The sequence below is a fragment of the Flavilitoribacter nigricans DSM 23189 = NBRC 102662 genome, assembly GCF_002646595.1.
GTDB lineage: Bacteria > Bacteroidota > Bacteroidia > Chitinophagales > Saprospiraceae > Flavilitoribacter > Flavilitoribacter nigricans.
The window spans coordinates 179,763-203,953 of the sequence record NZ_PDUD01000019.1; the positions used below are offsets into that span (position 1 = coordinate 179,763).

Here is a 24,191-nt window from a genome sequence, read left to right on the forward strand (position 1 = left end):
CGTGTTCTTAAAGGGATAGTTCAATATTTATTATCTGCATTAGTAAACTTCAAAAAGCCATGAAAAAATTATCCGTTAAGGACCTCGCTAAAAAAATGAAAGAGCTGGATTTTTGCATGATGACCACCGCGGACGGTCGCGGCAGCATGCACAGCCGCCCCATGAGTAACAACCGGGAAGTAGAATACGACGGTAATTCCTATTTCTTTTCCTACGAGGATACCGGCAAGATCCGTCAACTCCGCGAAAGCCCCCTGGTTTCTCTTACTTTCCAGGGAAAGGACATGCTGTTCATCCAGCTCTACGGGCACGCATCGATCATCACCCAGAAAGGCCGGATGAAAGAACACTGGTCAGACGATCTAAACCGCTGGTTCCCCGAAGGACTGGAAACGGAGGGCGTAGTGATGATCCACGTCGAAGGCAAGCGGGCTCACTACTGGGCTAAAGAAAATGAAGGAATGCTGCGACTGGATGAATAGGAGATTCCGGTAGTAATTCCCCATAGATCGGATGGCTTAGGAATTGTCTTAAAGCCCGCTCACTTTGATGTACAGCGTGGCTTCACTGATAGTAGAACTTTCGGGACAATTTCTAAGCCTATGATGCAAGTTTTCTCCAATCGAAATTAACCACAGAGAGCACTCCAACCCTCAACCATACCCATTCGTCAACAAAATATACAACGAGTCATCGAGCAGAAAGGCTAACGCCAGATCGCGGCCCCGGCCTTCAAAATATCCGAGTTTGATGTATGCGGAATCGTAGTAATCGTCCACCTCATTGAGGAAATTGGTGGCTATACGGTAAGCCCGCCAGTCCGGGTCCGTTAATTGGAGCATTTCCAGTACCTCTTCGACCAGGATGGAAGCCGATTCCCAGTCCAGAGTCGTTCCCGCCGTGCTTTTGGTGAAGTACTTTTTTTGCCCGGTGAGCAGATCCATCAGCAGCGCCTCGACCTCGTCCGCAGCGAGCGCCTGGCTACTGATCGTTTCGGTGCCGTTCCAGGTATTTCCGGGTTTTGGTAAGAGTACGGGCAGGTCGGCATTTTGGGGAAAGATCACTTCGACGTAATTGTTCCATTCCCTCCGAACGTCCTGCTTAACGAGTTCGAAATGAAAGTTTCCGGTCCGTAGATGCTGGAGTAGTAATTTTTCCAGATCAAAAGTCGACTGGGGCGTCCCCAGCTCCAACCAGAAAGCATTGGCGTTGGCGGCCGTATCCAGAGCATCCAGCAAACTATTGATCAGCGCCCAATTCATAGGTATTTGCAGTAATTATTGCGGTTGTCCGAACGAACCTAAACGGAGGGTACTTCACTCAGATCCGGAGTACCACATTTCCCGTTTTTTGTCCGCTCTCGACGTATCGAAACGCTTCGGCCGTAGCCTCCAGCGGATAGGTCCGGTCGATCACCGGTTTAAATTTCCCCGCTTCCGTCAAGGATCGGACCTCCCGGATGGTAGCCTGGATGTCCGATGGGACGGGGAAAATAACTTTTTTTCCGCCCAAAACCGGTGTTGACAGGGCATAAAAAATATTCTGGGCCATCCAGCCCAGTTCGGAAGAAATATAAGTGCCACCGGGAAGCAGAACCGGTTTGCAGCGATTGAAGGAACTTTTCCCTACCGCGTCGAAAACAAAATGATACTGCTCCGGATCCCGGGTAAAATCCTCCTGCTCGTAATCGATCACCCGATCAGCCCCCAGGGATCGCATCAGCTCTACATTTTTGGTATTACAGACGGCCGTGGCATAAGCTCCACGGGATTTTACCATTTGCAGGGCAGCCGATCCGATGGCCCCGCTGGCTCCGTTCACCAGTACCTTATTTTCGGGGCGCAGATCAATTTTATTGATAAAGTTGCGGGCGTAATGTGCCCCTTCCAGGCAGGCTACTGCATCTTCGTAGCTGGTATTTTCGGGCATGAGTCCGATGCCTTTGTCGGCCGGAAAGGTCAGATACTCCGCGTGGGAGTTCAAACCGCTGTCGTCAAAACCGAATACCCGGTCCCCAACCGCAAAGTCTTTCACGCCCGCACCGACCGCCTCGATCTCACCGGCAAAATCCGTTCCGGTGGCCAGGAGTTTTGGCCGGGAAAGGCCGGTGATTAAGCGCAGCACAAAAGGCTCCGCGCGCAGGATACCGCAATCGGTACGATTGACGGTAGCGGCGTGCACCCGTATCAGGACTTCATTTTCTTTGGGAACCGGTCTGGCAACTTCCTGATAGATCAATACATCCGGCGAGCCGTAACGGGGATGGAGGATGGCGTGCATAGGTTTAAGGTGTCAGTTGATTAATGAGCCCCAAACTAAATGCACCCCTGACGGATAGACTATTCTTTTCGACGAACAACGCGGATGTAAGGCCGGAGGTTTTCCGCGTGATCCGACGAATTGGGTTCACCCCAAAAAAATCCCGGATGCTGGCCGTAACCAACATCCGGGAATGAATAAGTTCACCTAATCAATTAAAGTGGTCGGTCCGCTACGCTTCGCAGCCGGCCGACGGACCACTTTTGTAAATTTTATCGTTTACCGGCCTTCACAAATTTGGTAGTGATGTTCAGATCCGGAATACGAACGAAGTACATACCACCTGGCAGGTCGTTAACGTCAAAGGAACTCAGGTTTTCACCTATATTCAGATCCACCCGTTTCTGCGTCAACAGTTTGCCACTGACATCGAAGATACCGATGGTCACTTCCTGCTCTACATTGCTGTTCAGGCTGACGTTTAGTTCAGAAATGGCCGGAACCGGATACACTTTTTCAAGCAGCACCGTGTTCTCCCGGTTGATTTCACTGCTAAAGGCATCGGTCGATCCGATACTTGCCTGGGGAGCAATCCGGTTTACCGTCAGAAAGTTGCTGGAAAGTTCAAAGCAACCATCGCTGATCATCAGACCATCTTCCAGTAGATCATCTCCCATTGCAATTTGTAAACTACCTGTATAGGAAAGTCCGTATACCAGACAGGCACCAAGACCGGCCGGATCAAAGTCTACCATGTCCCCGGGAGGAATACCCAGGATCATTCCATCCGCATCGGTTACCACGTAAGTGAACATAGCGCCCGTAGTGAGGGGCATTGAAATGGAGTCGAAAGCGATCACATCGGCCATACCATCCACGATGATAGTGGTTTCCGTACCACCTTCTTCCAGACTTACGGTTCCTCCATCTACACTGGCAACACATTCGTCCGTTGAGAAATGGACGGCAGAAGCACCGGCAAAAGGTTGTACGTAGATCGGTGCAATACCTCCCGTCAGGATAGGCATTTTAAACACCAGGATCTTTCCTCCGTCACGAGCTCTTTCGGCTACAAATACTCTTCTGCTTACTTTATCCATGGCTACATCCACCGGATTACCCAACTGGCTTGCTCCACCGGAAGCTCTTCCTTGTTCGGCCATCGTTACCAGGTCGTCCGCACTGGCCATCATGAAGTTGGGGATCATCACCAAAGCACCGTCCTTGTCACTAGCGGCATCGCCCACATCAGTCAGCAACATCATATCGGATGGTGCGTCGTAGGTTAAACCGTGCGTTCTTACCATACCTTCAATCGTAATGACCTGATCCGGATCAATAGAGCTGCCCATCGGCAAGCTGAAAAAGTCATTAAATACCGCCAGATCACTGGAATTGTCTACGATAGCGTACAGTACATCTCCTTCAGCATGGACGCCCCAGAGGTTAATGCTTACGTCGTAAGCGGTCTCAAAGGTGATGGAACTCGGAGTGATGGTATACACCACCAGACGGTTTTGCATGCCGTTACCTTCGTTGGCATCCTGAGCCACCACCAGTTTATCACCGGATACGGCAATTTCCCGACCGTTACTGAAATCCGAAGATGAAGTTGCGATCAGCATCGGACTGGTACTAACATCACCGTATAGATTGATCACATTGTCCGTGCGGTTCAGTTGGTACAGCACATCATTGACGCGATCGTAATAAATACCGTCCGCATCCGCGGCTACACTTTCGAAAGAACCGGGTACAATACTACCATCTTCCAGGATATCGAGCGTTGCAATGGTGGACTGAGTATTGGAAGAAAAGAATACATCACCAAGGACGTCCTGATCCATCACCCGGTTCACGGTGATCCAGTTGCTGGACAACTCAAAACATCCGTCGCTGATCATCAGATCTTCCATCAGCAGGTTATCGCCCATTGCGATCTGCAGGTTACCGGTGTAGGAAAGACCATACACGAGGCAGGCGCCAAGGCCGGCCGGATCAAAATCAACCATATCTCCCGGAGGAATCCCCAGGATCATGCCGTCCGCATCAGTTACCACGTAGGTAAAGGCTGCGTCCATCGACATCGGATTGGAAGTAGAATCGAAAGCGAGTACATCGGCTTCGCCGTCAACAATGATCGTCGTTTGGGTACCGCCACCCATCAGGCTAACCGTACCGCCATCTACGATCGCATCGCAGTCTTCCGCCATACCACCGCCATCGGCGGAGAAATAGATCGCGGAAGCACCGCTGAAATTATTGCTGTAGACCGGAGCAATACCGCCCGTAAGGATCGGTAGTTTAAACGCGAGTACTTTCCCGCCGCCGTTAGCTCTTTCCGCTACGTATACTCTGCTGTTCTCTTTATCCAGGGCAACATCCACCGGATTACCCAGCTGGCTGGCACCACCGAATGCTCTTCCCTGCTCGTTGCGGCTGACTACTCCGTCGGCACTGGCCGTCATCCAGTCGGCCACCATCACCAGGGCACCATCTTTGGCGCTGGCTGCATCGCCAACATCCGTCAGCAACATCATATCCATATCGGCATTGTAGGTGATCCCATGGGTTCTCACCAGACCTTCTACCGATACAACCGCATCGGGGGTCAGCGAGCTGCCCATCTGGTCAAAAAAGTCGTTGAAGGTAGCCACCTGGTTGGAATTATCCACGATTGCGTACAGGGTAGAACCTTCCGCGTGGATGCCCCAGAGGTTGATATCAACATCGAAAGCCTTATCGAAAGTGATCTCGGTCGGACTAAAAGTATAGACCACCAGGCGATTCTGTTGCCCGTTGGCGTCACTGGCATCCTGAGCTACGACCAGTTTATCACCGGATACGGCAATTTCCCGACCGTTGGTAAAGTCGGAAGTAGAAGTAGCCGTCAGCATCGGAGTCGTACTCACATTGCTGTAGGCATTGATCACATTATCCGTACGGTTGAGCTGATACAGTACATCGGCGGCAGCATCGTAGTAGATACCGTCCGCATCGTCCGCTTCGCTCGAGATAGTCCCCATCTGGAAAGACAGATCGGATGTGATATTGTACACCCCGATCACCGGCTGGGTATTGGAAGAAACAAACAATTGTCCGATGATATCGCCGTCGGGAGCGACGCGATTAACGGTGATCTTGTTGTCGGAAAGCTCAAAGCATTCGTCGCTGATCATCAGACCGTCCGCGAAAAGGTCATCGCCAACTTCAATGTTCAACTCACCGGTATAAGAAAGACCGTAAACCAGGCAGGCGCCGAGGCCGGCCGGATCGAAGTCAACGCTGTTCCCGGGAGGAATGCCCAGGATGATGCCGTCTGCATCGGTTACCACGTAGGTAAATTCCGCCTCATCCAGTACCGGATCAGCAGTGGATTCGAAGGAAAGCATATCCGGCATACCGTCTACGATAATGGTCGTTTCCGTATTGCCGTCCATGAGGCTGACGGAACCGCCGTCCACCAGCAGTTCGCAAAAATCGGTCATGTCGTCCGTATCGGAGAAATATACGGCCGAAGCGCCGGGGAACAACTGACTGTAAACCGGGGCGATACCGCCGGTCAGGATCGGTAATTTAAAGGCCAGGAATTTACCGCCTTCGCTCGCTCTTTCCGCTACGTATACGCGGCGGCGATCCTTGTCCAGCGCTACATCCACCGGATTGCCCAACTGGCTGGCACCACCGGATGCCCGGCCCTGCTCATCCATGGTGATCATACCGTCGGCACTGGCTGCGGTCCAGTTGGGGATCATCACCAGAGCACCGTCCGTTGCACTGGCGGCATCACCAACATCCGTCAGCAGCATCATATCCATTTCGGCATCATAAGTGATACCGTGCGTTCTCACCAGACCTTCTACAGCTACCATAGCATCCGCTTTCAGTAAGCCGGGGCCCTGGTTGAAGAAATCATTGTAAACGGCGATCATATTGGAGTTGTCCACCACCGCGAAGAGTACTTCGGGTGTGGCGTGGATGCCCCAGAGGTTGATATCGACCACGAAAACTTTGTCCAGCGAAATGCCGGTAGTCGGAAAAAGGTTGTAAACGGCCAGCTTGTTCTGCATGCCGTTGTTGTTGTTGGCATCCTGGGCCGCTACCAGTTTGTTGCCTACTACGGATATTTCGCGTCCGTTGCGAAATCCGGAAGTAGAGGTGGCGGTCAGGGTCGGTGTGGTACAGACATCGCTGTAGGCATTGATCACATTATCGGTTCGGTTGAGCTGATACAGAACATCAGCCGTGCGGTTGTAGTAAATACCATCAGCATCAGCCGCTTCACTCATAAAGCTGCTCATGGTGATGTTACTTACATCGGTAACGTCAAATACGCCGATGGTGGGCTGCGTATTGGAGGAGACAAAAACCAGAGGTGCTTCGGAAGTCATTTCCTTCAGCATCCCTTTTTCAAGAGACTCGGTATTATTCTTTGCATTTGGGAAGGGTTTGTCCGGATTGTTATCCGGGAAGGCAACTAACAGGGTAGTCGACAGCGCGAGAAAAAGTAGGGTTGATAAAAAATTTCGCATAGATTTGAATTAAAGGTGATTAAAAGATGATGACCAATTTTCATTTGGAATACATTAGACATACGAGTCAATTATTAAAATTGGATTTCCACTTTCGCAATAAGATTTTATTTTTTTCAAAAAATTATCACAGATCGTATTTTCAGGGTGGGCATAAGGCGGGTTTAACTAAAAAATTGAAGGCGAGTCGGTAAAGGCGTCAGCTCAGGATAGTTAAGATCATAAACTTTCGTAATTTAATGGCCACATAATTCATTACGAATACATCCGATGCCAACTTTGATCAATCGCCTGGTTTTCATTTCCTTTTGTATCCTATTGTTCGCTGCCTGCCGGTCGGAACAAGAGGCTGCTGCGCTGCCCAGAGAGGTAGATTTTAATTTCCACATCCGTCCGATCCTTTCCAATCACTGTTTCACCTGCCACGGACCGGACGAAAGCAGCCGTCAGGCCGGTCTGCGCCTCGACACCTACGAAGGAGCGACCGCGCTGCTGGAAAGCGGCAAGCAGGCCATCGTACCCGGCCACTGGAAGCGCAGTGAAGCCATCCGGCGGATCGCTAGCGAAGAAGCCGAAGTGATCATGCCGCCACCGGATGCCAACAATCCGGTGAGTGAACGGGATCTGGCGTTATTAAAAAAATGGATCAGGCAGGGCGCGGAATGGAAGGATTACTGGGCTTTTCTGCCGCCGGATACCGCCGTATACGATCCGGAGCTTTCCATCGATCACTTTATCAATGCTCAATTGGAACTTCAGGGGCTGGAAGCGGCCCCGGAGGCCGACAAGCGCCAGCTGGCCCGACGTTTGAGTTACCTGCTTACCGGCCTGCCGCCGAAATCAGACCTGATCGAGCATTATGTAAATGATGACGCTCCCGATGCCTACGAACAGCTCGTCGATCAGTTGCTCGCCTCGCCCGATTTCGGTGAGCGCTGGGCCCGGCACTGGATGGATCTGGTGCGCTACGCCGAAACCAAAGGACACGAATTTGACTACCCGGTGATCGGCGCCTGGCGTTATCGCGATTACCTCATTCGCGCCTTCAACCAGGATCTCCCCTACGATCAGCTGATCCGGGAGCATCTGGCCGGAGACCTTCTGGAGCAGCAACGTTACGACCCGGAAACCGGCCACAACGAATCCCTGATCGGTACGGTCTTTTACAATATGGGGGAGGGAAAACACAGCCCGGTGGACATCCGCAAAGAAGAAGCCGACCGGATCGACAACATCATCGATGTCACCACCAAAACTTTCCAGGGGCTCACGCTGGCCTGCGCCCGTTGCCACGATCATAAGTTTGATCCGCTGCCGACCGCGGACTACTACGCGCTCTATGGTATTTTCGAGAGTGCGCGTTTTACCTATTATCCGACCAATTCCGGTCTGCAGGCACAGGCTCGTGTCGATAGTATCGAAACCCACAAACAGGCCATAAGATCCCTGATCGCGGGAGCTATGCCCGCGCACGAAGGTCCCCAGGTACTGGCCACCAGTCAACAGTTTAACGAACCGGAAGGTCCGGCCGCCGGAGCGGTGCGGGTGCTGGCCGATTTCCGAAAGGGAGATCACCAGGGCTGGATGGTCCGGGGAGAAGCTTTTGCTGCGGGTAATGCGCTGGGGGAACCGGAATTCGATCCGGACACCGATCAGCTGCGCGGGTTTGCTGCGGCTAAGGCCTCCAGCCGCTTCGGCGGCATCGGCGTACAGGGCACCCTGCGATCGCCGACCTTCACGATCGACCACGACTATCTGACGGCCCGGGTAGCCGGACAAAACACAACCGTAAGACTCATCATCGATAATTTCCAACTGATCCAGGCCCCCATCCACGGCGAATTGACCCAGGAGCTGAACTCGCCGGACATGACCACCATCCGGATGAATCTGAGCATGTGGCGCGGCAGCAAAGCGTACCTCGAACTGCTCAATGGTAAGATGTGGAAAAACCGACAGCGCCACGACCACAGTGTGGAACCCGACGCCTGGCTGGAGGCCGAATACGCCTTCCTGCACGATTCGGCTTCCGTACAGGAATTGCCGAAACTGAATGCCCTAAAGAATACCCCACTCCGAAAAAAAGACCTCGACCAGTGGGCCAAAGGTCAGACGGACCGGGAAACGGCAGCCGCTCTGAACCGCGAACTGCCACGGGCCAACCTGGGACCGGTGCGGGGTCCAATCTCGGGACACCGGGACAGCATCCGGGCTATTCGGGATCGCCTCTACGCCTTTACCTCTTTCGGTGGAGTCAGCGAAGGTGATGCCGTATTCAGTCCGGTCTTCATCCGGGGCAATCACCTGCAGGTTTCCGAAGAACGGCTGCCCCACCGCTACCTCACCGCATTTAAAGAACTGTATCCGAACTTCTCCGAACAGGGCAGCGGCCGCCTGGAACTGGCCAATGCGATTGCCGATCCCGATAATCCACTTACCGCGCGGGTGATGGTCAACCGGCTCTGGCATCATCTTTTCGGTCGTGGTCTGGTAGAAACGGTTGATAATTTCGGTCTCCAGGGCAAGATCCCCACCCATCCGGCCCTGCTGGATCATCTGGCGCTGCGCTTTATTGAAGAAGACTGGTCGATCAAGGCCATGATCCGGGAGATCGCCCTTTCGGATGCCTTCCGGCGCAGTACGGCACCCTCCGAAATGAGTAAAAAGAAAGATCCGCAAAACCTTTGGTTGCAGCATTTCCCGATCCGGCGCCTGGAAGCGGAAGCGATCCGGGACGGCATCCTGGCGGTTTCCGGACGGTTGGACACCAGTCGATTTGGGCCTTCCGTAGCGGTACACCTCACGCCCTTTATGCAGGGTCGGGGCCGGCCGTGGGAATCCGGACCACTGGACGGCGACGGCCGCCGCAGTATCTATCAGGCCGTGCGCCGCAATTTTTTACCGCCCATGATGCTGACCTTTGACTTCCCGGTCCCCTTCAGCACCTTCGGTAATCGCAATGTCTCCAATGTACCCGCCCAGTCCCTCAACCTGATGAACGATCCTTTCGTACAGGAGCAGGCCGAAGTATGGGCCCAACAGATCCTCGATCGGGAGGCTACCTTCGAAGAACGACTGGACGGCATTTACCGCAAAGCATTTGCCCGGCCACCTACGGAAGCGGAAATTGAAAAAGCGAGATCATTTTTTGCCGAGCAGGCAGCCCTGTACCAGGAGGTGGAGACCCAGGAAAGGTCCGACTCCACCGGACTGGCAAGCCAGGAAGTAGCGCCCGATACAGAACCCAAAGATCCTCAGCTGCAAACCTGGGCCGATTTCTGCCAGGTTATCTTTAACATCAAGGAGTTCATTTTCCTGCTGTAGTGGCCGCAGACTACGAAGCCCTTTTACCAGCATTATTCAAATCGAAAAGCAGTAAAATCATCATGTCTCATAAAAATTGTTATACCCGTCGCGAAATGCTCAGCCTCTGTAAGAACGGCTTCGGTGGCCTCGCCCTGTTCGGCCTGCTGGGCGCTCAGGGCTGCCGTCCGGAAACCGATCTGGTCCAAAAGACCGGTGGGCTAACCCTCCCCCACTATCCGGCCCGGGCCAAAAGTGTGATCTTTTTGTATATGGACGGCGGCGTATCCCAGGTGGACTCCTTTGATCCCAAGCCCCGCCTGGCCCGCGAGAACGGTCAGGACCCCTACCGCAAGTTCAAGGTGGATGCCACCCAGTTCAACAACATCGGTAAGATCCTGAAAAGCCCCTGGGATTTCAAGCAGTACGGCGAAAGCGGGATGTGGGTCAGTGATCTGTTTCCCAACATTGCGAAATGCGTGGATGATCTTGCGCTGGTGCGTTCCATGGTATCGGATTTCCCCGAACACACCAACGCCAACTATTTCCTGCATACGGGGATCGGCATCCAGGGGCGGCCGAGTATGGGTGCCTGGGTCAATTACGGCCTGGGCTCCGAAAACCAGGACCTCCCCGGATACGTTGTGCTGGACGGCGGACTCATTCCGCCCGGCGGCATGGACAATTTCAAGAACGGTTTTCTACCCGCCAGTTATCAGGCCTCCATCCTGCGGGCCGGCGACCAACCTCTGGCTAACATCAACCCCCTGGAAGTCTCCCCGGAGATCCAACAGAAGAAACTGGCTTTGGCCCGCAAAATGGACGACAGCCTGATCGGTAAGATCGGGCACGAGGATCAGGTGGCTGCCGCCATCAACAATTACGAACTCGCCTTCCGCATGCAGTCGGCGGTACCCGAACTGACGGATCTTGCCGGTGAGTCTAAATCCACCCACCGATTATACGGTACGGATTCCCCCGACCCGCATACCCGCGGTTACGCGGCACAGTGCCTGCTGGCCCGCCGGCTGGTGGAGCGCGGGGTCCGCTTTATCGAACTCACCTGTCCGCGGGTAGCGGCCGATCGCTGGGATCAGCACAATGACCTCAAGAACGGTCACGAACGCAATGCCCACGCCGTAGACCAGCCCATCGCCGGGTTGCTGCAGGATCTCAAACAACGCGGCCTGCTCGAAACGACCCTCGTGGTCTTTGCCGGCGAATTCGGGCGTACGCCCTTCGCCCAGGGTGATAATGGCCGGGATCACAACCCTTCCGCTTTTTCCATCTGGATGGCCGGCGGTGGGGTTCGCGGTGGTACGGTGTACGGACAGACCGATGAGTACGGCTACCGGGTAGTGGACAAACCGACCACCATCCACGATCTGCACGCTACCATGCTGCACTTGCTGGGCATTCACCACGAACAGCTCACCTTCCGCTTTAGCGGCCGGGACATCCGGCTTACGGACGTTGCCGGCAATGTGATCCGGGATATTCTGGTGTAAAGCTTAAGGGGAAGCGGATCCGATTACCGTATCCACTTCCCTTTCCATTATTCCACAGTCACTTCCCGCTCACTGACTGCCGATACCCCGAAGAAACCCAATACCGGTTTCCCGGCAGGATCCAGGTTTTCGAGGTTGCCGTGCAGAGCCGATGGCGGGGTATCAAAAAGCGAACCGATAAAGGCGGTCTGATCCTGGAGATTGGTAAAAAAATCATAAGCCGCTTCGGAGATGGACAGTTGCTGCACTCGGAAGTGATCGCCGACCGCCAGTGGATCTACGTTTACCTCCAGGCCCAGGATCGGATTACCGTCTACCAGCTCGTCGCTGGCGTACAGCAGATCAAAAGGCGTATTCAGGTATTCGTCATTCAAGAATTGTTTCCAGCGGTAATGATCGCCCTTACCCTCCGGTTCCTGAGTATCGATCTTAACGTAATAGCCTTCTTCGAAAAGTGCACTTTCCTCCTTGTATTCCGTATAGATCTGGCTGATTTCCGGTACAGGCCGGAGTAATTCCGATAGAGAAACGTATTCGTTGCCGTCGGCAGTCCGGATGTAGAGGGAATAGCTGACGCCCACTTCCCCAATCGCCATGGTGGTGTAAACACCGGACGTTTTTTCGGTTAAGGTATCGGCGAGTTCGTCGTCCGCGTACAGCAGTACCAGTGCGCCCTGTACCGGCGGAGTAGCGGTATTGTTGAAATAATTGGCGGTGGAAGTCAGGCGTACCGACTTTTCCCCGGGCTGATCGGTCAGCCAGCCGTCTACAACTAATAGGGTATCTCCGTCGGGAACTTCCAGTTCGATAACGTCCTGGCAGGCGGTCAATACGGCCAGCATGGCAATGACGGGAAAAATGATCTTGATCTTCATGTTGATTTAATTTACAAATGAGTGAATGGGGAGGAGTTGGAGACGAGGTGACTTGGAGACGGGGAGACTTGGAGACTGGGAGAGGGGGAGACGGGGAGCATTGGGTGCTCACGCCTTCTCCCGATCTCCCGGTCACCTTGTCACTTTGTCTTTCTCATCTCGTTCAGCAATTTGGGTGATCGATTAATTATTCCGGCAGTATGGACGAGCCGGATTTAAAAGGAAAAATTATAGGTTACATAAGGCAGGACCGATCCGAATACCGAAAAGCGCACCGCCTCGGTTTGCAGGGGATTGTCCTCGTTCTGGCGGAAAAAGATGGAATAGGCATTGCGCCGGGCGTAAACATTGTAGGCGCCGAATTCCCAGGTCCCTTTCCAGCGTTTGTCCGGATCTTTATTGGGCGTGTACTGGACGCCGATATCCATCCGGTGGTAGCTGGGAATGCGATGGGCATTCCGTTCGCCGTAGTGCGGCACCGTGATCCCGTCGTACTCGTAGCGCGAAGCGGGATAGGTAACCGGCCGACCGGTAGCGAAGGCAAAACTGGAAGAGAGGTTCCACTTTTCATTGACTTTCCAGGAAGCCGTCACGGACAGATCGTGCGTTTTATCGTAGTTGGACGGATAGTACTCATCCTCATTGATCCCCGGCACTTTGCGTTCCGAGCGCGACAGGGTATAACTGATCCAGCCGCTTACCGCCCCGGCGGTCTTGCGCAGCGAGAGTTCCAAACCGTAGGCCCGACCGTCACCGCTCAGCAGTTCCGTTTCCAGGTGGTCACTCAGCAGGAGTTCCGCACCATCTTTGTAATCCATCAGGTTTCTGAATTTTTTATAGAATACTTCCGCGGATACCTCGTAGACATTCTGACCAAAATTCCGAAAATACCCCAGCGCCACCTGATCCACGGTAGCCGGATCGATGTACGGATCACTGGGCGTCCAGATGTCGATGGGCGTAGCGGCCGTGGTATTGGACACCAGTTGAATGTACTGCTGCATCCGGTTGTAGCTCAGCTTGACCGAATTCTGGTCATTGATCAGGTAGTTGGCCGAGAAACGTGGCTCGGGAGCGGAAAAAGAAATGATCTTCTCCCAGGAGTCGTAAGTGACCGTATCAATGACCGCTTCCGGACTGCTGGGCACTCCATTCTCATACAGCAGGATATCCCCTTTGCCCAGTCGGGTAAAGGCCGAAAAGCGCAGGCCGTACTGGAGGGTGAGATTGCGGAGGGGTTGGTGTTCGAAGCTGGCGTACAGCGCCGTTTCGAGTGCGTATTTATGTGGGATCTCTATTTCGTTGAAGATTGATCCCTGCCCCAGTCCGCTCGCCCGGCCGGGATGGAAACGATAGAAATTGGCTTCCCCACCGAAATCCAGCTGACTTTTCGGGCTGAGGTAATAACTGAAATCGCCCTTAACGAGATAATTGTTGATCCGGGCATTCCAGTCAAAAGCCTGGGCGCCTTCCGGCACCCCGAAGGCATAATCGTAATCGCTGTAAATGGCGGTAAAGTTGGAGAACAGCTTGTCGGAAAAGAGATGGTTCCAGCGTAGGGAAGCACTGGCATTCCCCCAGTCGGACGCAAAATCATCGGAAAAGTTAAAGACATCTCGTCCGAAATATCCCGATAGGTAGAGTCGGTCCTTTTCGCCCAGGGTGAAATTAGCCTTGGCATTGAGATCATAAAAGTAGACGATATTATCCCGCAGGTTCGGATTGAACTTCAGGAATAAGTGTCCGTAAGAACTCCGGCCGGCGATCATATAGGAGCTTTTATCCTTTTGGATCGGCCCCTCCAGAGTCAGGCGGCTGGCGATCGCTCCGATCCCGCCGGTAGCGGCAAATTTTTTCCGGTTGCCGTCGCGTTGCCGGACATCGAGCACCGATGACAAACGACCGCCGTATTTAGCCGGGATCCCCCCTTTGTACAGTTTGGAATCCTTGATGGCATCGACGTTAAAAACGGAGAACAGTCCAAAAAGGTGGGAAGAATTATAGACGGTAGCCTCGTCGAGCAGGATCAGGTTCTGATCGATATTACCGCCGCGAACGTTAAATCCGGTGGCACCCTCCCCCACCGTACTCACTCCGGGCAATAGCTGGATGCTGCGGATCAGGTCGGCTTCGCCCAATACCTGGGGAATCCGCCTGATCTGCTCGGCATTGAGTTTGTCCACGCTCATTTCAATGCTTTCTACCTGTCGGTCTTCGGCCGTTGCCTTTACTTCCACTTCCGACATCAGGACACCTTCCGGTTCCAGTTCCAGGTCAAATGTCCGGCTCTCTCCGAGACTGAGCGGAACGGTTTGCGAACGGTATCCCAGGTAACTGAACACGACCCGGTAGTTTCCGGGATCCAGCGAAAGGGAATAAAAACCGTAGGCATTCGTGGAGGCCCCGGTTTCCGCTTCCAGCACGTAAATATTGGCGCCGATCAGCTCCTCTCCACTTACGGCATCGCGAATATGGCCGCTGAGCGTCGCTTCTTCCTGGGCCGAAGCTGCCGAGGTTAACAGCAAGAATAAAAACAGTACGGATGATCTGATAATGGGTAACATCTTGTTGGTTGTGTGATTTTAGAATTGGAAGTATACGTTTCACTTTCCAATGAATAAATTGACCCCACAAAGATCCAGTTCATCCCACGCGCATTCGCCCGGGATTATAAATCCGTGCTTTTGGGTGAGAATCCGTACATTTTCGTTGAAAGACTCAGGGTAAGCCGCTTTCGCGGGGTATTAGGGATACCGGATCGTGCCGACTGCGGATGGATCCGGAACGCCCGGTGCCAATGGAAACCTCTTTTTACCAAACCGTAAAACAAATTCAAATGAAGAAAAACCTACTCATCGGACTGCTGATCCTGGGACCGCTCGGCCTGGTGTCCGCCCAGATCACTCCTTTTACCGAAAAACTCTGGTTGAATGCCGAGCTGAACAGCCAGGGACTTTCCACTGGTTCGGAAAACGAGGGCACCGACCGCGGCGGTGGACTGGGCCTGCGGGTGGGATACGGATTTACGCCAACCTTCTCCCTCTATCTGGGTTTCACCGGAGCCGACATGAGGCCCGGCAATGATCGCAACCAAACTTACGGACTCGGTATTGCCGAACTCGGTACCCGGCTGCATTTCGGCAAAAAGCTGAAATCACCAACCTTTTATCTGGACATCAGTTTCCAAAGCACCGAAACCCGGGCGGACGAACCCGAAATTTCCTTTGCCGGTGGCGGTCTCGGTATTGGCGGCGGCCTGCTGGTGTACGTCGGGCGAAAACTGGCCCTTGATCTGGGCCTGCGCGGCACGGGAGGTAATTTTTCGGAATTCCATATTGGGGATCAGTCGGTGAACATTGACGAAGAAAATATCCGCTACGGGGTCGGTAGGCTGTCGGTGGGTTTGACTTGGTTCCCATTCCGGGATTGACCAGGCAGCCCTTTCCCGGCCTGCCCGTTAACGAATGTTTAACAGCGGGGTTTATCACAAAAGGCGGAAAAAAGCTGTTAAAAGATAAACCATCCGGTACTCCCCCCGACCGGAAAAACTATCTCTACATAATGAATATAGCAACCAGAAACTTTCCGCTTGTCCCGGGTTTCTTCCTGGGATGTTTATTGCTGCTTTCCACAAATTTGCTTTACAGCCAGACCGAATTGAGCTGGGAGACTTCCTGGGCAACCGCCAAAGAACAGGCCGCTGCTTCGGACAAGGTCATCCTGCTCAATTTTTCCGGTTCCGACTGGTGTGCCCCCTGCATCAAGATGAAGCAGGAGATCTTCGGTACAGAAGTCTTCCGTGCTTTTGCCGCCGACCATCTGGTGCTGCTGAATGCAGATTTTCCGCGAAGGCGAAAAAATCAGCTCAGTGCCGAACAGCAGGCCCAAAATGAGCAACTGGCCGAGCAGTATAACCGTAAGGGTAGCTTCCCGATGACGGTTTTACTCCGGGCCAACGGCAGCGTACTCACGAGTTGGGAAGGGCTCCCCAGCGTGAGCGCCGAAGATTTTGTGAAAGCCATCCGGCCCCACGAGCCGGAAACCAAAGCGCCGACCACCGGGCAGACGCAGGTATTCAAACGAACACTGCTACTGATGGGTAGCCGCTTTGTCATCAGCGTTGTCGGCCAGGATCAGACGGTAGCGGAGCAGCAGATCGACGCCGCAGTAGCGGAGATCCAACGGATCGAACACCTTATTTCCAGTTGGGACGAGACCAGCCAGACCTCCGAGATCAACCGGCAGGCCGGTATTGCTCCCGTAAAGGTTGATACCGAATTACTGGAACTGATCCGGCGCTCCCAGAAGATATCCGAAATCACCCAGGGTGCCTTTGATATCTCTTTCGGCTCTATCGATAAAGAGATCTGGCATTTTGACGGGACGATGACCGCCCTGCCCGCACCGGATGTGGCCAAACAATCCGTTCGACTGATCAACTACCGTAACATTATCCTCGACGAGGCGGCGCAAACAATCTTCCTCAAGGATGCGGGTATGCGGATCGGCTTCGGTGCCATCGGTAAGGGCTACGCCGCGGAAAAGGCCAAAGCTGTTCTGGTAGACGCCGGTGTAACGGACGGCATCGTCAATGCCGGTGGTGACCTGACCGTTTGGGGCCACCAGCCGGATGGATCACCCTGGACGATCGGCATTGCCAATCCCGAAAATAAGCTGGATGCTTTTTCCTACCTGGAGATCTCCAATTCGGCCGTCGTCACTTCCGGTAACTACGAAAAATTCGTAGAGATCGACGGGAAACGCTATACCCACATCATCGATCCCCGAACCGGATATCCGGTTTCCGGCCTGAAGAGTGTGACCATTATCTGCCCCAATGCCGAAATGGCCGATGCGCTGGCCACCTCGGTCTTCGTTTTAGGCAAAGAGATCGGTCTGGATCTGATCAACCAGATGCAGGGTGTTCACGCTATCCTGGTGGACGACACCGGCGAGATCAGTACTTCGACGCAGATCGAACTGCACTAACTGAATGTTGGCCGTAAAGAAGCGCTGAGTTTGCAATAGCGCCAACCATTTCCCCCTCACACCACTAGCCAGCAGAAAATTCATTCAACCTTTAATACAGGTAGCATGCTCCTGCTCCCACATCGACTATTTTTCGCAGACTGCGATTAGGGAGTCGGGCTGTTCCTGTCAAATCAGCAACCAGATATGAGAGGATTATTTTTTAAAGGGCTCGCCATCTTCGCCCTTTTGGCCTCCTTTTCCTGCACTTCGGTGAAGGAATACCAGAAGGCCTATCTCAACGATGCGGAAATGAATCTCGCCAATCGACCGGCGGAGCAATTCGAATCCTATTTCCAGTTCTACCGGGAAGGCGCTGCCGGCGCCAACGGTGGCAAGACCGGCGGCGGTTGTGGATGTAACTGATCCGACGGAAATACCATTTCTCCATTAACATCCAGACATACTCATTATGAACAGATATATGCTCGCACTGATCGTCCTGGCCGGCCTGTGGCAACTAGCTTCGGCCCAGTCGGATACCAGTGCCTACCAAAAGAAAAAGCTGCAGGTGGAAGAAGTCAACCTGCTCTTCAGTTTTTACCAGCAGGACGGCGATAATTCGGCCGTTACCGGCGGGATCGGCAGCGAACAGCTCACCGACGCCGCTTCGGTGATCAAGGTGAAACTGAGTAAAGAGGACCGGCAAAACCGGGCTCACGAATTTAATGTAGATCTCGGGATAGATTATTATACCTCCGCATCCTCGGATAAGATCGATCCGGCCACCATTTCTTCCGCTTCCTCCGCGGATACGCGGGTGTACCCGACCCTGTCCTGGCTCATGACCGATGAGCAAAAACGGTACCGGATCGGGGCCAGTACTTCTTTTTCGCACGAATACGATTACAATTCCTTCGGGCTGGGTTTTAATATTGCCAAATTCTCCGCGGATCACAACCGTGAACTTGGATTGAATCTCCAGGCCTATTTTGACCAGTGGCAGGTCATTTACCCGATCGAAGTGCGCCGCAGATATCAGACGGAAAATATTTTGGGACTCACGGGTTCCGGCCGGAATTCCTTTTCGGCCTCACTGGTCTATTCGCAGGTCATCAACCGGCGGCTGCAGGTAGCGCTGATGGCGGACGGGGTCTACCAGCAGGGATTGTTATCCACCCCCTTCAACCGGGTCTACTTTGAGGGTCAGGAACAGGCCGAAGTGGAAAAACTGCCGGACAGCCGCTGGAAGTTGCCCTTGGGTATCCGGGCCAATTATTTCCTGAGCGATTTTCTGGTCGCCCGGGCGTACTACCGCTACTACGTGGATCAATGGGGGATCAAGGCACATACCGCCAGTCTGGAATTGCCGGTTAAGATCAATTCCTTCTTTTCCGTTTATCCGTTCTACCGGTATTACACCCAGACGCAGGCCGATTACTTTGCGCCCTACGGAGCACACCAGCTAACGGACACCTACTATACCAGCGATTACGATATTTCCGCGTTCAATAGCCATTTTTACGGAGCCGGTCTCCGCTACGGACCGCCCAACGGCATCTTTGACGTGAAGGCCGGAGCCGCCAGCTACGGACTGAAAATGATCGAATTCCGTTACGGACACTACGAACGGAGCACCCAGCTGCAATCGGACATTTTTTCGATCCAGCTGAAGTTCGGCCGCAATTGATCCGGCGCGGGAAAGGGATGTCCTACTGATCCTGTTTTTTCAGCAGGGCATTCGTTTCCCGCATCTGATCCCGGATATCCGCCAGCAATGCAATATCTTTGGGAGTAGGTACTTTTGGATTTTTCTCATCTTCTGCGTCCCGCCGCAGGCTGTTGATGGCTTTTACTACGAGGAAGATCGTCAGAGCAATGATCAGGAAGTCGATACAGGCCTCCAGAAAAATTCCGTATTCGATCACCACTCCGGGATCCTGCACTTTCCCCGCCGCGTCCAGCGTCGGTTCGCGTAGTACAAGTTTGAGATCCGAGATGTCCGATCCGCTGGTCAGATACCCCAGAGGCGGGGTCACTACGTATTTCACCAGGGTGTCAACGATCTTATTAAATGCAGCGCCGATCACTACCCCGATCGCCAGATCGATCATGTTGCCCTTAACGGCAAATTCCTTAAATTCCTGAATAAACTTCATGCGTGTATTTTAGTCGTGGATGCGGTCTGCCGGCCATCAATGACGGATAGCCCGATGCTCAGAATCAGCGGCAAACAGCTGCTTAAGTACCCAATAAACAACAGTTTTTCAAATTTGCTCGGTAAGCAGGTAATTTTTGAGGGCCGCACGGCTGGTTTCCGGCTGGAACAGCCAGTTGATGTAGGGTAATGCAAAAACCGGCACTCCTACCCGGCTCAGGATTTTCCAGTGCTCGATGGGGATCAGTCCGGTGAACGGCCCCGGGAATCCCATGAGATCAATTCCGAGAGAACGACCTTCGTGTACGACTACCAGATCGAGTTCCACTCCGCCGATGGAGTAATGGGTGTGGACCTGATCGATGCCCCATTCGGACAGCTGCTGCAGCACTTCTCCCATAAACTGATCCGAACCGGGACCGGACTCCGGTGACCGGGCGGCCGCTTCGCGCCGAAATTCCAGGAAATCCAAATAGGCACGCAGCATATTGCCATCGGGAAAATCTTTCGGTGCGCCGGAAAGGAACAGGTACTGCTCCGCGCGGGCCCGCGTGATGCTCACGTTGAACACATCCTCCCGGTTGAGGTAGGTCCATACCCCGCCGGGGCTACCGGGATGAACGGCAAATGAGATCAGCATTACATCCCGTTCTTCCCCCTGGAAGGCAAAGGGCGAACCGATCAGCACGCGGTGGCGCAGCAACTGATCCGCGGAAAAGGTCTCCGCGATCGCATTTTGTATCGCCTCCACCTGGCCCCGAAAGGGCGAAAGCACCCCGATGCTCTGGCACAGCGCCGCATCCAGCTCTTTTTCCTTCTGCAGAATGGAATCGATCATCTCGACAACGGCTTTTACTTCTTCCGCGTTATCGCCCCGGCCGGTACGCTGTCCGGCAACGACGCGAAGGTGTACATTTTTTTCTCCAAACCGGTCGGGCGTGGCGGTCATGACCCGCAGCTGGTTGCTGTAAAAGTGCCGGTTACTGAACGCAATGATGTCCGGCAGAGAACGGAAGTGCTCATCAAGCAGTTTAACCTGATCCTGCGTGGTGAGTTGATCCTCCACCAGATCCAGCAGACTTTGGTTGCGGTAATCGAGCCAGTGCCCGGGTGCTTTTTCCAGACCGTATTGCTCCCGGAAGATCTGCTGCTGCCGCTGGGGAACAAATGAGATATGCCGCAACTGCTTAGGATCGCCCACGATGACGGCCCGTTTGGCCCGCTGCAGTACGGGCAATGCGCTGGCGATATCGCACTGGCTGGCCTCATCGATGATCACGACGTCGAACATTTCGGTATAGGCCGGCAACATCTGATGAATATCCGCCGTATTGGTGATCCAGATCGGAAGGCACTGCAGGATGACCGATACGTCCATTTCATCGAAGATGTTGGCTTGTTTGTTGCCGGTACGGGCACTCAGGGCAGCGATCAGGTTGCGCACTTCTTTCCGCCGGTTGCGCAGTACCTGGACCAGCCGGTAGAAAAAGTTGATCCGCAGGTATTCGATCATGAATTTCCGGCGCAACCAGAACATGCGTTCCAGTTTCATTACGGATTTCCAGAAGGGTACACTCCGCCCCAGACTATTCCGGATAAACCATCTTTTCACGTTACTCCAGAGACCGTTGGTTCCTCCCGCCACGAATGCCCCCCAGTCCATGATCTTGTGTTCCCACCTCAGGAGATGCTCCACCAGTTCCTGGATGCGGCGATCCCGCTGCATCACTTCCTGCCGGGCGATGCGCACGTCGGACTTCCGGTATTCTTCCAGTCCGAAACCCCGGTACCATTCCTTCAGCCGGTCCTTTACCGCTTTCCGGTAATTGCCGCTGGTGGCCTTAACTACGATCTGTGGCAGCCCGAGGTCCGCTTCGATCTTTTCCGCAACCACTTTTACCGCCTGATTGTTCCGGGAAGCGATGAGCACGGACTGCCCCTTACTCATCAGGTCGACGGCCAGACTGGCGATCGTAAAGGTCTTGCCGGTACCGGGCGGTCCGATCACCAGGCTCAGGGGGTAACGATAGGCATTTCGCACGACCTCTTCCTGAGCTTCACTCAATACGGCCGGCGCCCAGATACTTTCGGTACCGGCTTTAGACGCCACAACGGGTTGCTCACTGAACAGCGTTTGCAGAGGACGGGACCAGTCATTACCCTGCGCCAGCATTTCCAGTTCATTGAGTACCCCGCGGGCTCCCTTCCCCTTGTCGACGATACCGATGCCAATGGCCGAGAGGATCTGGAAGCCCCGCTTCGTTTTTTTCAGCAGGGAGCGAACGTCATCCTCCAATAACAATTCGGGGAATTCGGCCAGCGTAGAAACTTCCACATTGGGAAACAGATCGGTAAAAGCTCTTTCCAGCTGATAGCACTGATCAAAATCCAGGGGACCTATCGGCAGGTGTTTAGCCAGCTCTTCCTGGGTAGCGGAAGCATTGTTGTCCGAGCGATTGAGCACTTCGATCACTGCCGGATTGAGGGTCGGGTTGGTGGTATCGGCTTTAAGGTAGTAGACTTCATCCTCCAGTTCGAGGGTGAGCGGGTAGATCAGCAAGGGCGCACAGACGGAATGGTTGCGCCCCAGCACCCGGCTCCGTCCGCACAGGAAGAAAGCACCGGCGTACAGGGCCTTTTCGCGGGAGTAGATATCCAGATAAGCATCGGCCTGCCGGGCCCACTCACTATCGATCGGTACCCGGAACAGTTGGCCGGTCAGCAAATCCGCTTCCGAGAGGAAGAGGGGATATTCTACCTTCTTGCTGAAAAAATTCAATAGGTGAATGGCCCGGAAATCCGCCTGGTAGCAGGCCCGAAAATAAGCGGCAATAGCAGGAAGCATCTCATTCGGCATAGGCATGGCAGTTGCTGAGTGGGCCGGGCTTACGAACCCCGGTCGCATCATAGTGTCGGACCAGACTCCGAAAAGTACCCAACTCAGATTAAAAATCTACTTCCTGTAGATATTATTTTTTTCCTGCTTTTTCGATTTTCCTGGACTTATGCTGGGATTTATTGGATCATCCCAGGGCGATCTTCCGGGAGCGATCCTTCCAAACCTCCCGGAACTAGGATCACTCCACCCGCTCGTAGCAACCCGCATCCGGTAGATCATCCCGGGTGACACCATCCAGATCGACATCCAGACCTTGGAGCGGCACGCCTACGTCTTTGGCGATGGACAGCGTATCCAGGTGGTAATCATCATCCTGGGTACTGATGAACAGCGGATCCATAGTCGTGCCGTTCACACAATCCTGGCAGTAAGATTCGAAGAAGTCTGCATACAGCCCATCGTTATCCGTCAGCAGGCGCTCCGTCCGTACGACGCAGTTGCGGAAACTAACGTCGAACATATCCGGTTCCATTCGGGCGCTGTAGTCCGAGAGCAATACCTGATCCCGTCGCGATCCGAAGAAAATGCTGTTCCGGAAAATGGCCCGTAATCGATTGACCGCAGCCTGATTACAGGAAAGCGGATCATCGTCGTAGCAAAAGAAATTGCTCATACTGATCGCGGCGGCGTTCACGCCGTAGGAAGCGATGGTACAGTGATCGAAGAAATAATCGCCGCCCAGGGTGAGCTGTACGGAATTGGAGGCATTGTTATAGATCAGGCAATTGCGGGCCACTACCCTACTGTGGAAGGCCGCAATGCCGTTGCCGGCCGTATTGGCGATCTCGGTATTGAGCGCCGTGACGTCCGCCAGGGAATCCACAAATATGCCAATATTGGAATTTTTGATCACGGTGTGTTCGAAGCGGTTGCCGTTGCTGCCCCGGCCGAGAACGATGCCGAACCACTGGCCGGGTTCTTCGGCAAATTCCTCTTCCAGCCGGTCGCCCTGGATCACCACGGGATTTTCCTCGGTGCCCAAAAAGCGGAGCCGTCCGTTCTGTAGCGTGTAGAGGATGCCATCGTTGAAAATGCCGAACAGGTCATTGCGCGCAATACCGCCGTGCACGTGGATCCGGGTACCCGCCATCACTTCCAGGGCACAACTGTCGATCAGCAATTCCCCGTAGATCACGTAGGGTTTGGGATCATCCCAGACGACGGTGCCGTTATCACAGGTCAGCAAGGTAGGTACGCCCCGATTGAAGCGACTGGGAAAATAATTAGCATTTTGCCCCCAGGCTTCCAGCCGTACCGACTGGCGACGGTCATTGGTCTCGAAAATGATGTGGTCATCGATCACGAAAGGACTGATGGACAGCGGCTGGTCCGGATCAATGGTCACTTCCACAAATACGTATATACTATCCTGCCCCCAGATCTCGATATCTTCCACCACATCCCCGGCAATGCCATCCACATTCATACGGAAAAAGGAAGCGTCTCCACCTTCGATGTACGCCCGTCCCAAACGCACCGGCTGTTTGTTCGGATTGATCACTTTGAAAGAACGGGTGGCGGATCCCACTTCGGTAAATACGGTATCGAAGCGGAGGGTATCGAGGCTAAATTGTAATTCTACACTTCCATCGGTAATAAAGTCGTCTTCGCGCTTGCTACAGGCCAGCATCATTACGATCATCATCAGCGCGGCGACAGTCCAGAGGATTGGTCTCATATACGATTTTC

Annotated in this window: 15 protein-coding genes; 7 read left to right on the forward strand and 8 right to left on the reverse strand. The window is 53.7% G+C overall.

What is annotated here, in order from left to right; genetic code table 11:
• Positions 1-59: 59 nt before the first annotated feature.
• Complete coding sequence (locus CRP01_RS13605; protein WP_099150598.1) at positions 60-482, forward strand: pyridoxamine 5'-phosphate oxidase family protein; 423 nt, start codon at positions 60-62, stop codon at positions 480-482.
• A 171-nt stretch (positions 483-653) separates the two neighbouring features.
• On the opposite strand, the gene CRP01_RS13610 is transcribed toward CRP01_RS13605, so the two are convergent.
• From CRP01_RS13610 to CRP01_RS13620, 3 genes are all read right to left on the reverse strand, one after another.
• Complete coding sequence (locus tag CRP01_RS13610; protein ID WP_099150599.1) at positions 654-1,262, reverse strand: hypothetical protein; 609 nt, start codon at positions 1,260-1,262, stop codon at positions 654-656.
• A 58-nt stretch (positions 1,263-1,320) separates the two neighbouring features.
• The gene (locus CRP01_RS13615) at positions 1,321-2,280 is read right to left on the reverse strand and encodes an NAD(P)-dependent alcohol dehydrogenase (protein WP_099150600.1); all 960 of its coding nucleotides are present in this window, start codon (positions 2,278-2,280) and stop codon (positions 1,321-1,323) included.
• A gap of 251 nt (positions 2,281-2,531) precedes the next feature.
• Complete coding sequence (locus CRP01_RS13620; protein ID WP_099150601.1) at positions 2,532-6,791, reverse strand: T9SS type A sorting domain-containing protein; 4,260 nt, start codon at positions 6,789-6,791, stop codon at positions 2,532-2,534.
• A gap of 270 nt (positions 6,792-7,061) precedes the next feature.
• Between CRP01_RS13620 and CRP01_RS13625 the strand changes: the two genes are divergently transcribed.
• Positions 7,062-10,115, forward strand: coding sequence for a PSD1 and planctomycete cytochrome C domain-containing protein (locus tag CRP01_RS13625; protein WP_099150602.1), 3,054 nt, complete (start codon positions 7,062-7,064; stop codon positions 10,113-10,115).
• A 62-nt stretch (positions 10,116-10,177) separates the two neighbouring features.
• Positions 10,178-11,602 carry a DUF1501 domain-containing protein gene (locus CRP01_RS13630; protein ID WP_222845733.1) on the forward strand — a complete coding sequence of 475 codons (1,425 nt, stop codon included), beginning with the start codon at positions 10,178-10,180 and terminating at the stop codon, positions 11,600-11,602.
• A 47-nt stretch (positions 11,603-11,649) separates the two neighbouring features.
• On the opposite strand, the gene CRP01_RS13635 is transcribed toward CRP01_RS13630, so the two are convergent.
• Positions 11,650-12,477 (reverse strand): DUF4249 domain-containing protein, encoded by an 828-nt coding sequence (locus tag CRP01_RS13635; protein ID WP_099150604.1) that lies wholly within the window; start codon positions 12,475-12,477, stop codon positions 11,650-11,652.
• A gap of 215 nt (positions 12,478-12,692) precedes the next feature.
• A complete protein-coding gene (locus tag CRP01_RS13640) occupies positions 12,693-15,041 on the reverse strand; it encodes a TonB-dependent receptor (RefSeq protein WP_099150605.1) in 2,349 nt (782 codons plus the stop codon).
• A gap of 272 nt (positions 15,042-15,313) precedes the next feature.
• Here CRP01_RS13640 and CRP01_RS13645 point away from each other — a divergent pair, with 272 nt between their 5' ends.
• From CRP01_RS13645 to CRP01_RS13660, 4 genes are all read left to right on the forward strand, one after another.
• A complete protein-coding gene (locus CRP01_RS13645) occupies positions 15,314-15,907 on the forward strand; it encodes an outer membrane beta-barrel protein (RefSeq protein WP_170110360.1) in 594 nt (197 codons plus the stop codon).
• 131 nt (positions 15,908-16,038) lie between these two features.
• Positions 16,039-17,466 (forward strand): FAD:protein FMN transferase, encoded by a 1,428-nt coding sequence (locus tag CRP01_RS13650; RefSeq protein ID WP_099150607.1) that lies wholly within the window; start codon positions 16,039-16,041, stop codon positions 17,464-17,466.
• Between the two features lie 186 nt (positions 17,467-17,652).
• Positions 17,653-17,871, forward strand: coding sequence for a DUF4266 domain-containing protein (locus CRP01_RS13655; protein WP_099150608.1), 219 nt, complete (start codon positions 17,653-17,655; stop codon positions 17,869-17,871).
• A 46-nt stretch (positions 17,872-17,917) separates the two neighbouring features.
• Positions 17,918-19,135 carry a DUF3570 domain-containing protein gene (locus tag CRP01_RS13660; RefSeq protein WP_099150609.1) on the forward strand — a complete coding sequence of 406 codons (1,218 nt, stop codon included), beginning with the start codon at positions 17,918-17,920 and terminating at the stop codon, positions 19,133-19,135.
• A gap of 22 nt (positions 19,136-19,157) precedes the next feature.
• On the opposite strand, the gene mscL is transcribed toward CRP01_RS13660, so the two are convergent.
• The 3 genes from mscL to CRP01_RS13675 form a co-directional block, all read right to left on the reverse strand.
• Positions 19,158-19,604, reverse strand: coding sequence for a large-conductance mechanosensitive channel protein MscL (gene mscL, locus CRP01_RS13665; protein WP_099150610.1), 447 nt, complete (start codon positions 19,602-19,604; stop codon positions 19,158-19,160).
• 108 nt (positions 19,605-19,712) lie between these two features.
• Entirely contained in the window at positions 19,713-22,460 is a 2,748-nt protein-coding gene (locus CRP01_RS13670; RefSeq protein WP_170110361.1) for a DEAD/DEAH box helicase, read from the reverse strand.
• Positions 22,461-22,680: 220 nt separating this feature from the next.
• Positions 22,681-24,180, reverse strand: coding sequence for a right-handed parallel beta-helix repeat-containing protein (locus tag CRP01_RS13675; RefSeq protein WP_099150612.1), 1,500 nt, complete (start codon positions 24,178-24,180; stop codon positions 22,681-22,683).
• Between the last annotated feature and the right edge of the window lie 11 nt (positions 24,181-24,191).

Excerpts from the sequence above, each read along its gene's own strand:
- CRP01_RS13605 (WP_099150598.1), top strand. The coding sequence starts at position 60 with ATGAAAAAATTATCCGTTAAGGACCTCGCTAAAAAAATGAAAGAGCTG.
- CRP01_RS13670 (WP_170110361.1), bottom strand. The coding sequence starts at position 22,460 with ATGCCGAATGAGATGCTTCCTGCTATTGCCGCTTATTTTCGGGCCTGC.
- CRP01_RS13630 (WP_222845733.1), top strand. The coding sequence starts at position 10,178 with ATGTCTCATAAAAATTGTTATACCCGTCGCGAAATGCTCAGCCTCTGT.
- CRP01_RS13655 (WP_099150608.1), top strand. The coding sequence starts at position 17,653 with ATGAGAGGATTATTTTTTAAAGGGCTCGCCATCTTCGCCCTTTTGGCC.
- CRP01_RS13625 (WP_099150602.1), top strand. The coding sequence starts at position 7,062 with ATGCCAACTTTGATCAATCGCCTGGTTTTCATTTCCTTTTGTATCCTA.
- CRP01_RS13635 (WP_099150604.1), bottom strand. The coding sequence starts at position 12,477 with ATGAAGATCAAGATCATTTTTCCCGTCATTGCCATGCTGGCCGTATTG.
- CRP01_RS13675 (WP_099150612.1), bottom strand. The coding sequence starts at position 24,180 with ATGAGACCAATCCTCTGGACTGTCGCCGCGCTGATGATGATCGTAATG.
- CRP01_RS13650 (WP_099150607.1), top strand. The coding sequence starts at position 16,039 with ATGAATATAGCAACCAGAAACTTTCCGCTTGTCCCGGGTTTCTTCCTG.
- CRP01_RS13640 (WP_099150605.1), bottom strand. The coding sequence starts at position 15,041 with ATGTTACCCATTATCAGATCATCCGTACTGTTTTTATTCTTGCTGTTA.
- mscL (WP_099150610.1), bottom strand. The coding sequence starts at position 19,604 with ATGAAGTTTATTCAGGAATTTAAGGAATTTGCCGTTAAGGGCAACATG.
- CRP01_RS13615 (WP_099150600.1), bottom strand. The coding sequence starts at position 2,280 with ATGCACGCCATCCTCCATCCCCGTTACGGCTCGCCGGATGTATTGATC.
- CRP01_RS13620 (WP_099150601.1), bottom strand. The coding sequence starts at position 6,791 with ATGCGAAATTTTTTATCAACCCTACTTTTTCTCGCGCTGTCGACTACC.
- CRP01_RS13645 (WP_170110360.1), top strand. The coding sequence starts at position 15,314 with ATGAAGAAAAACCTACTCATCGGACTGCTGATCCTGGGACCGCTCGGC.
- CRP01_RS13610 (WP_099150599.1), bottom strand. The coding sequence starts at position 1,262 with ATGAATTGGGCGCTGATCAATAGTTTGCTGGATGCTCTGGATACGGCC.
- CRP01_RS13660 (WP_099150609.1), top strand. The coding sequence starts at position 17,918 with ATGAACAGATATATGCTCGCACTGATCGTCCTGGCCGGCCTGTGGCAA.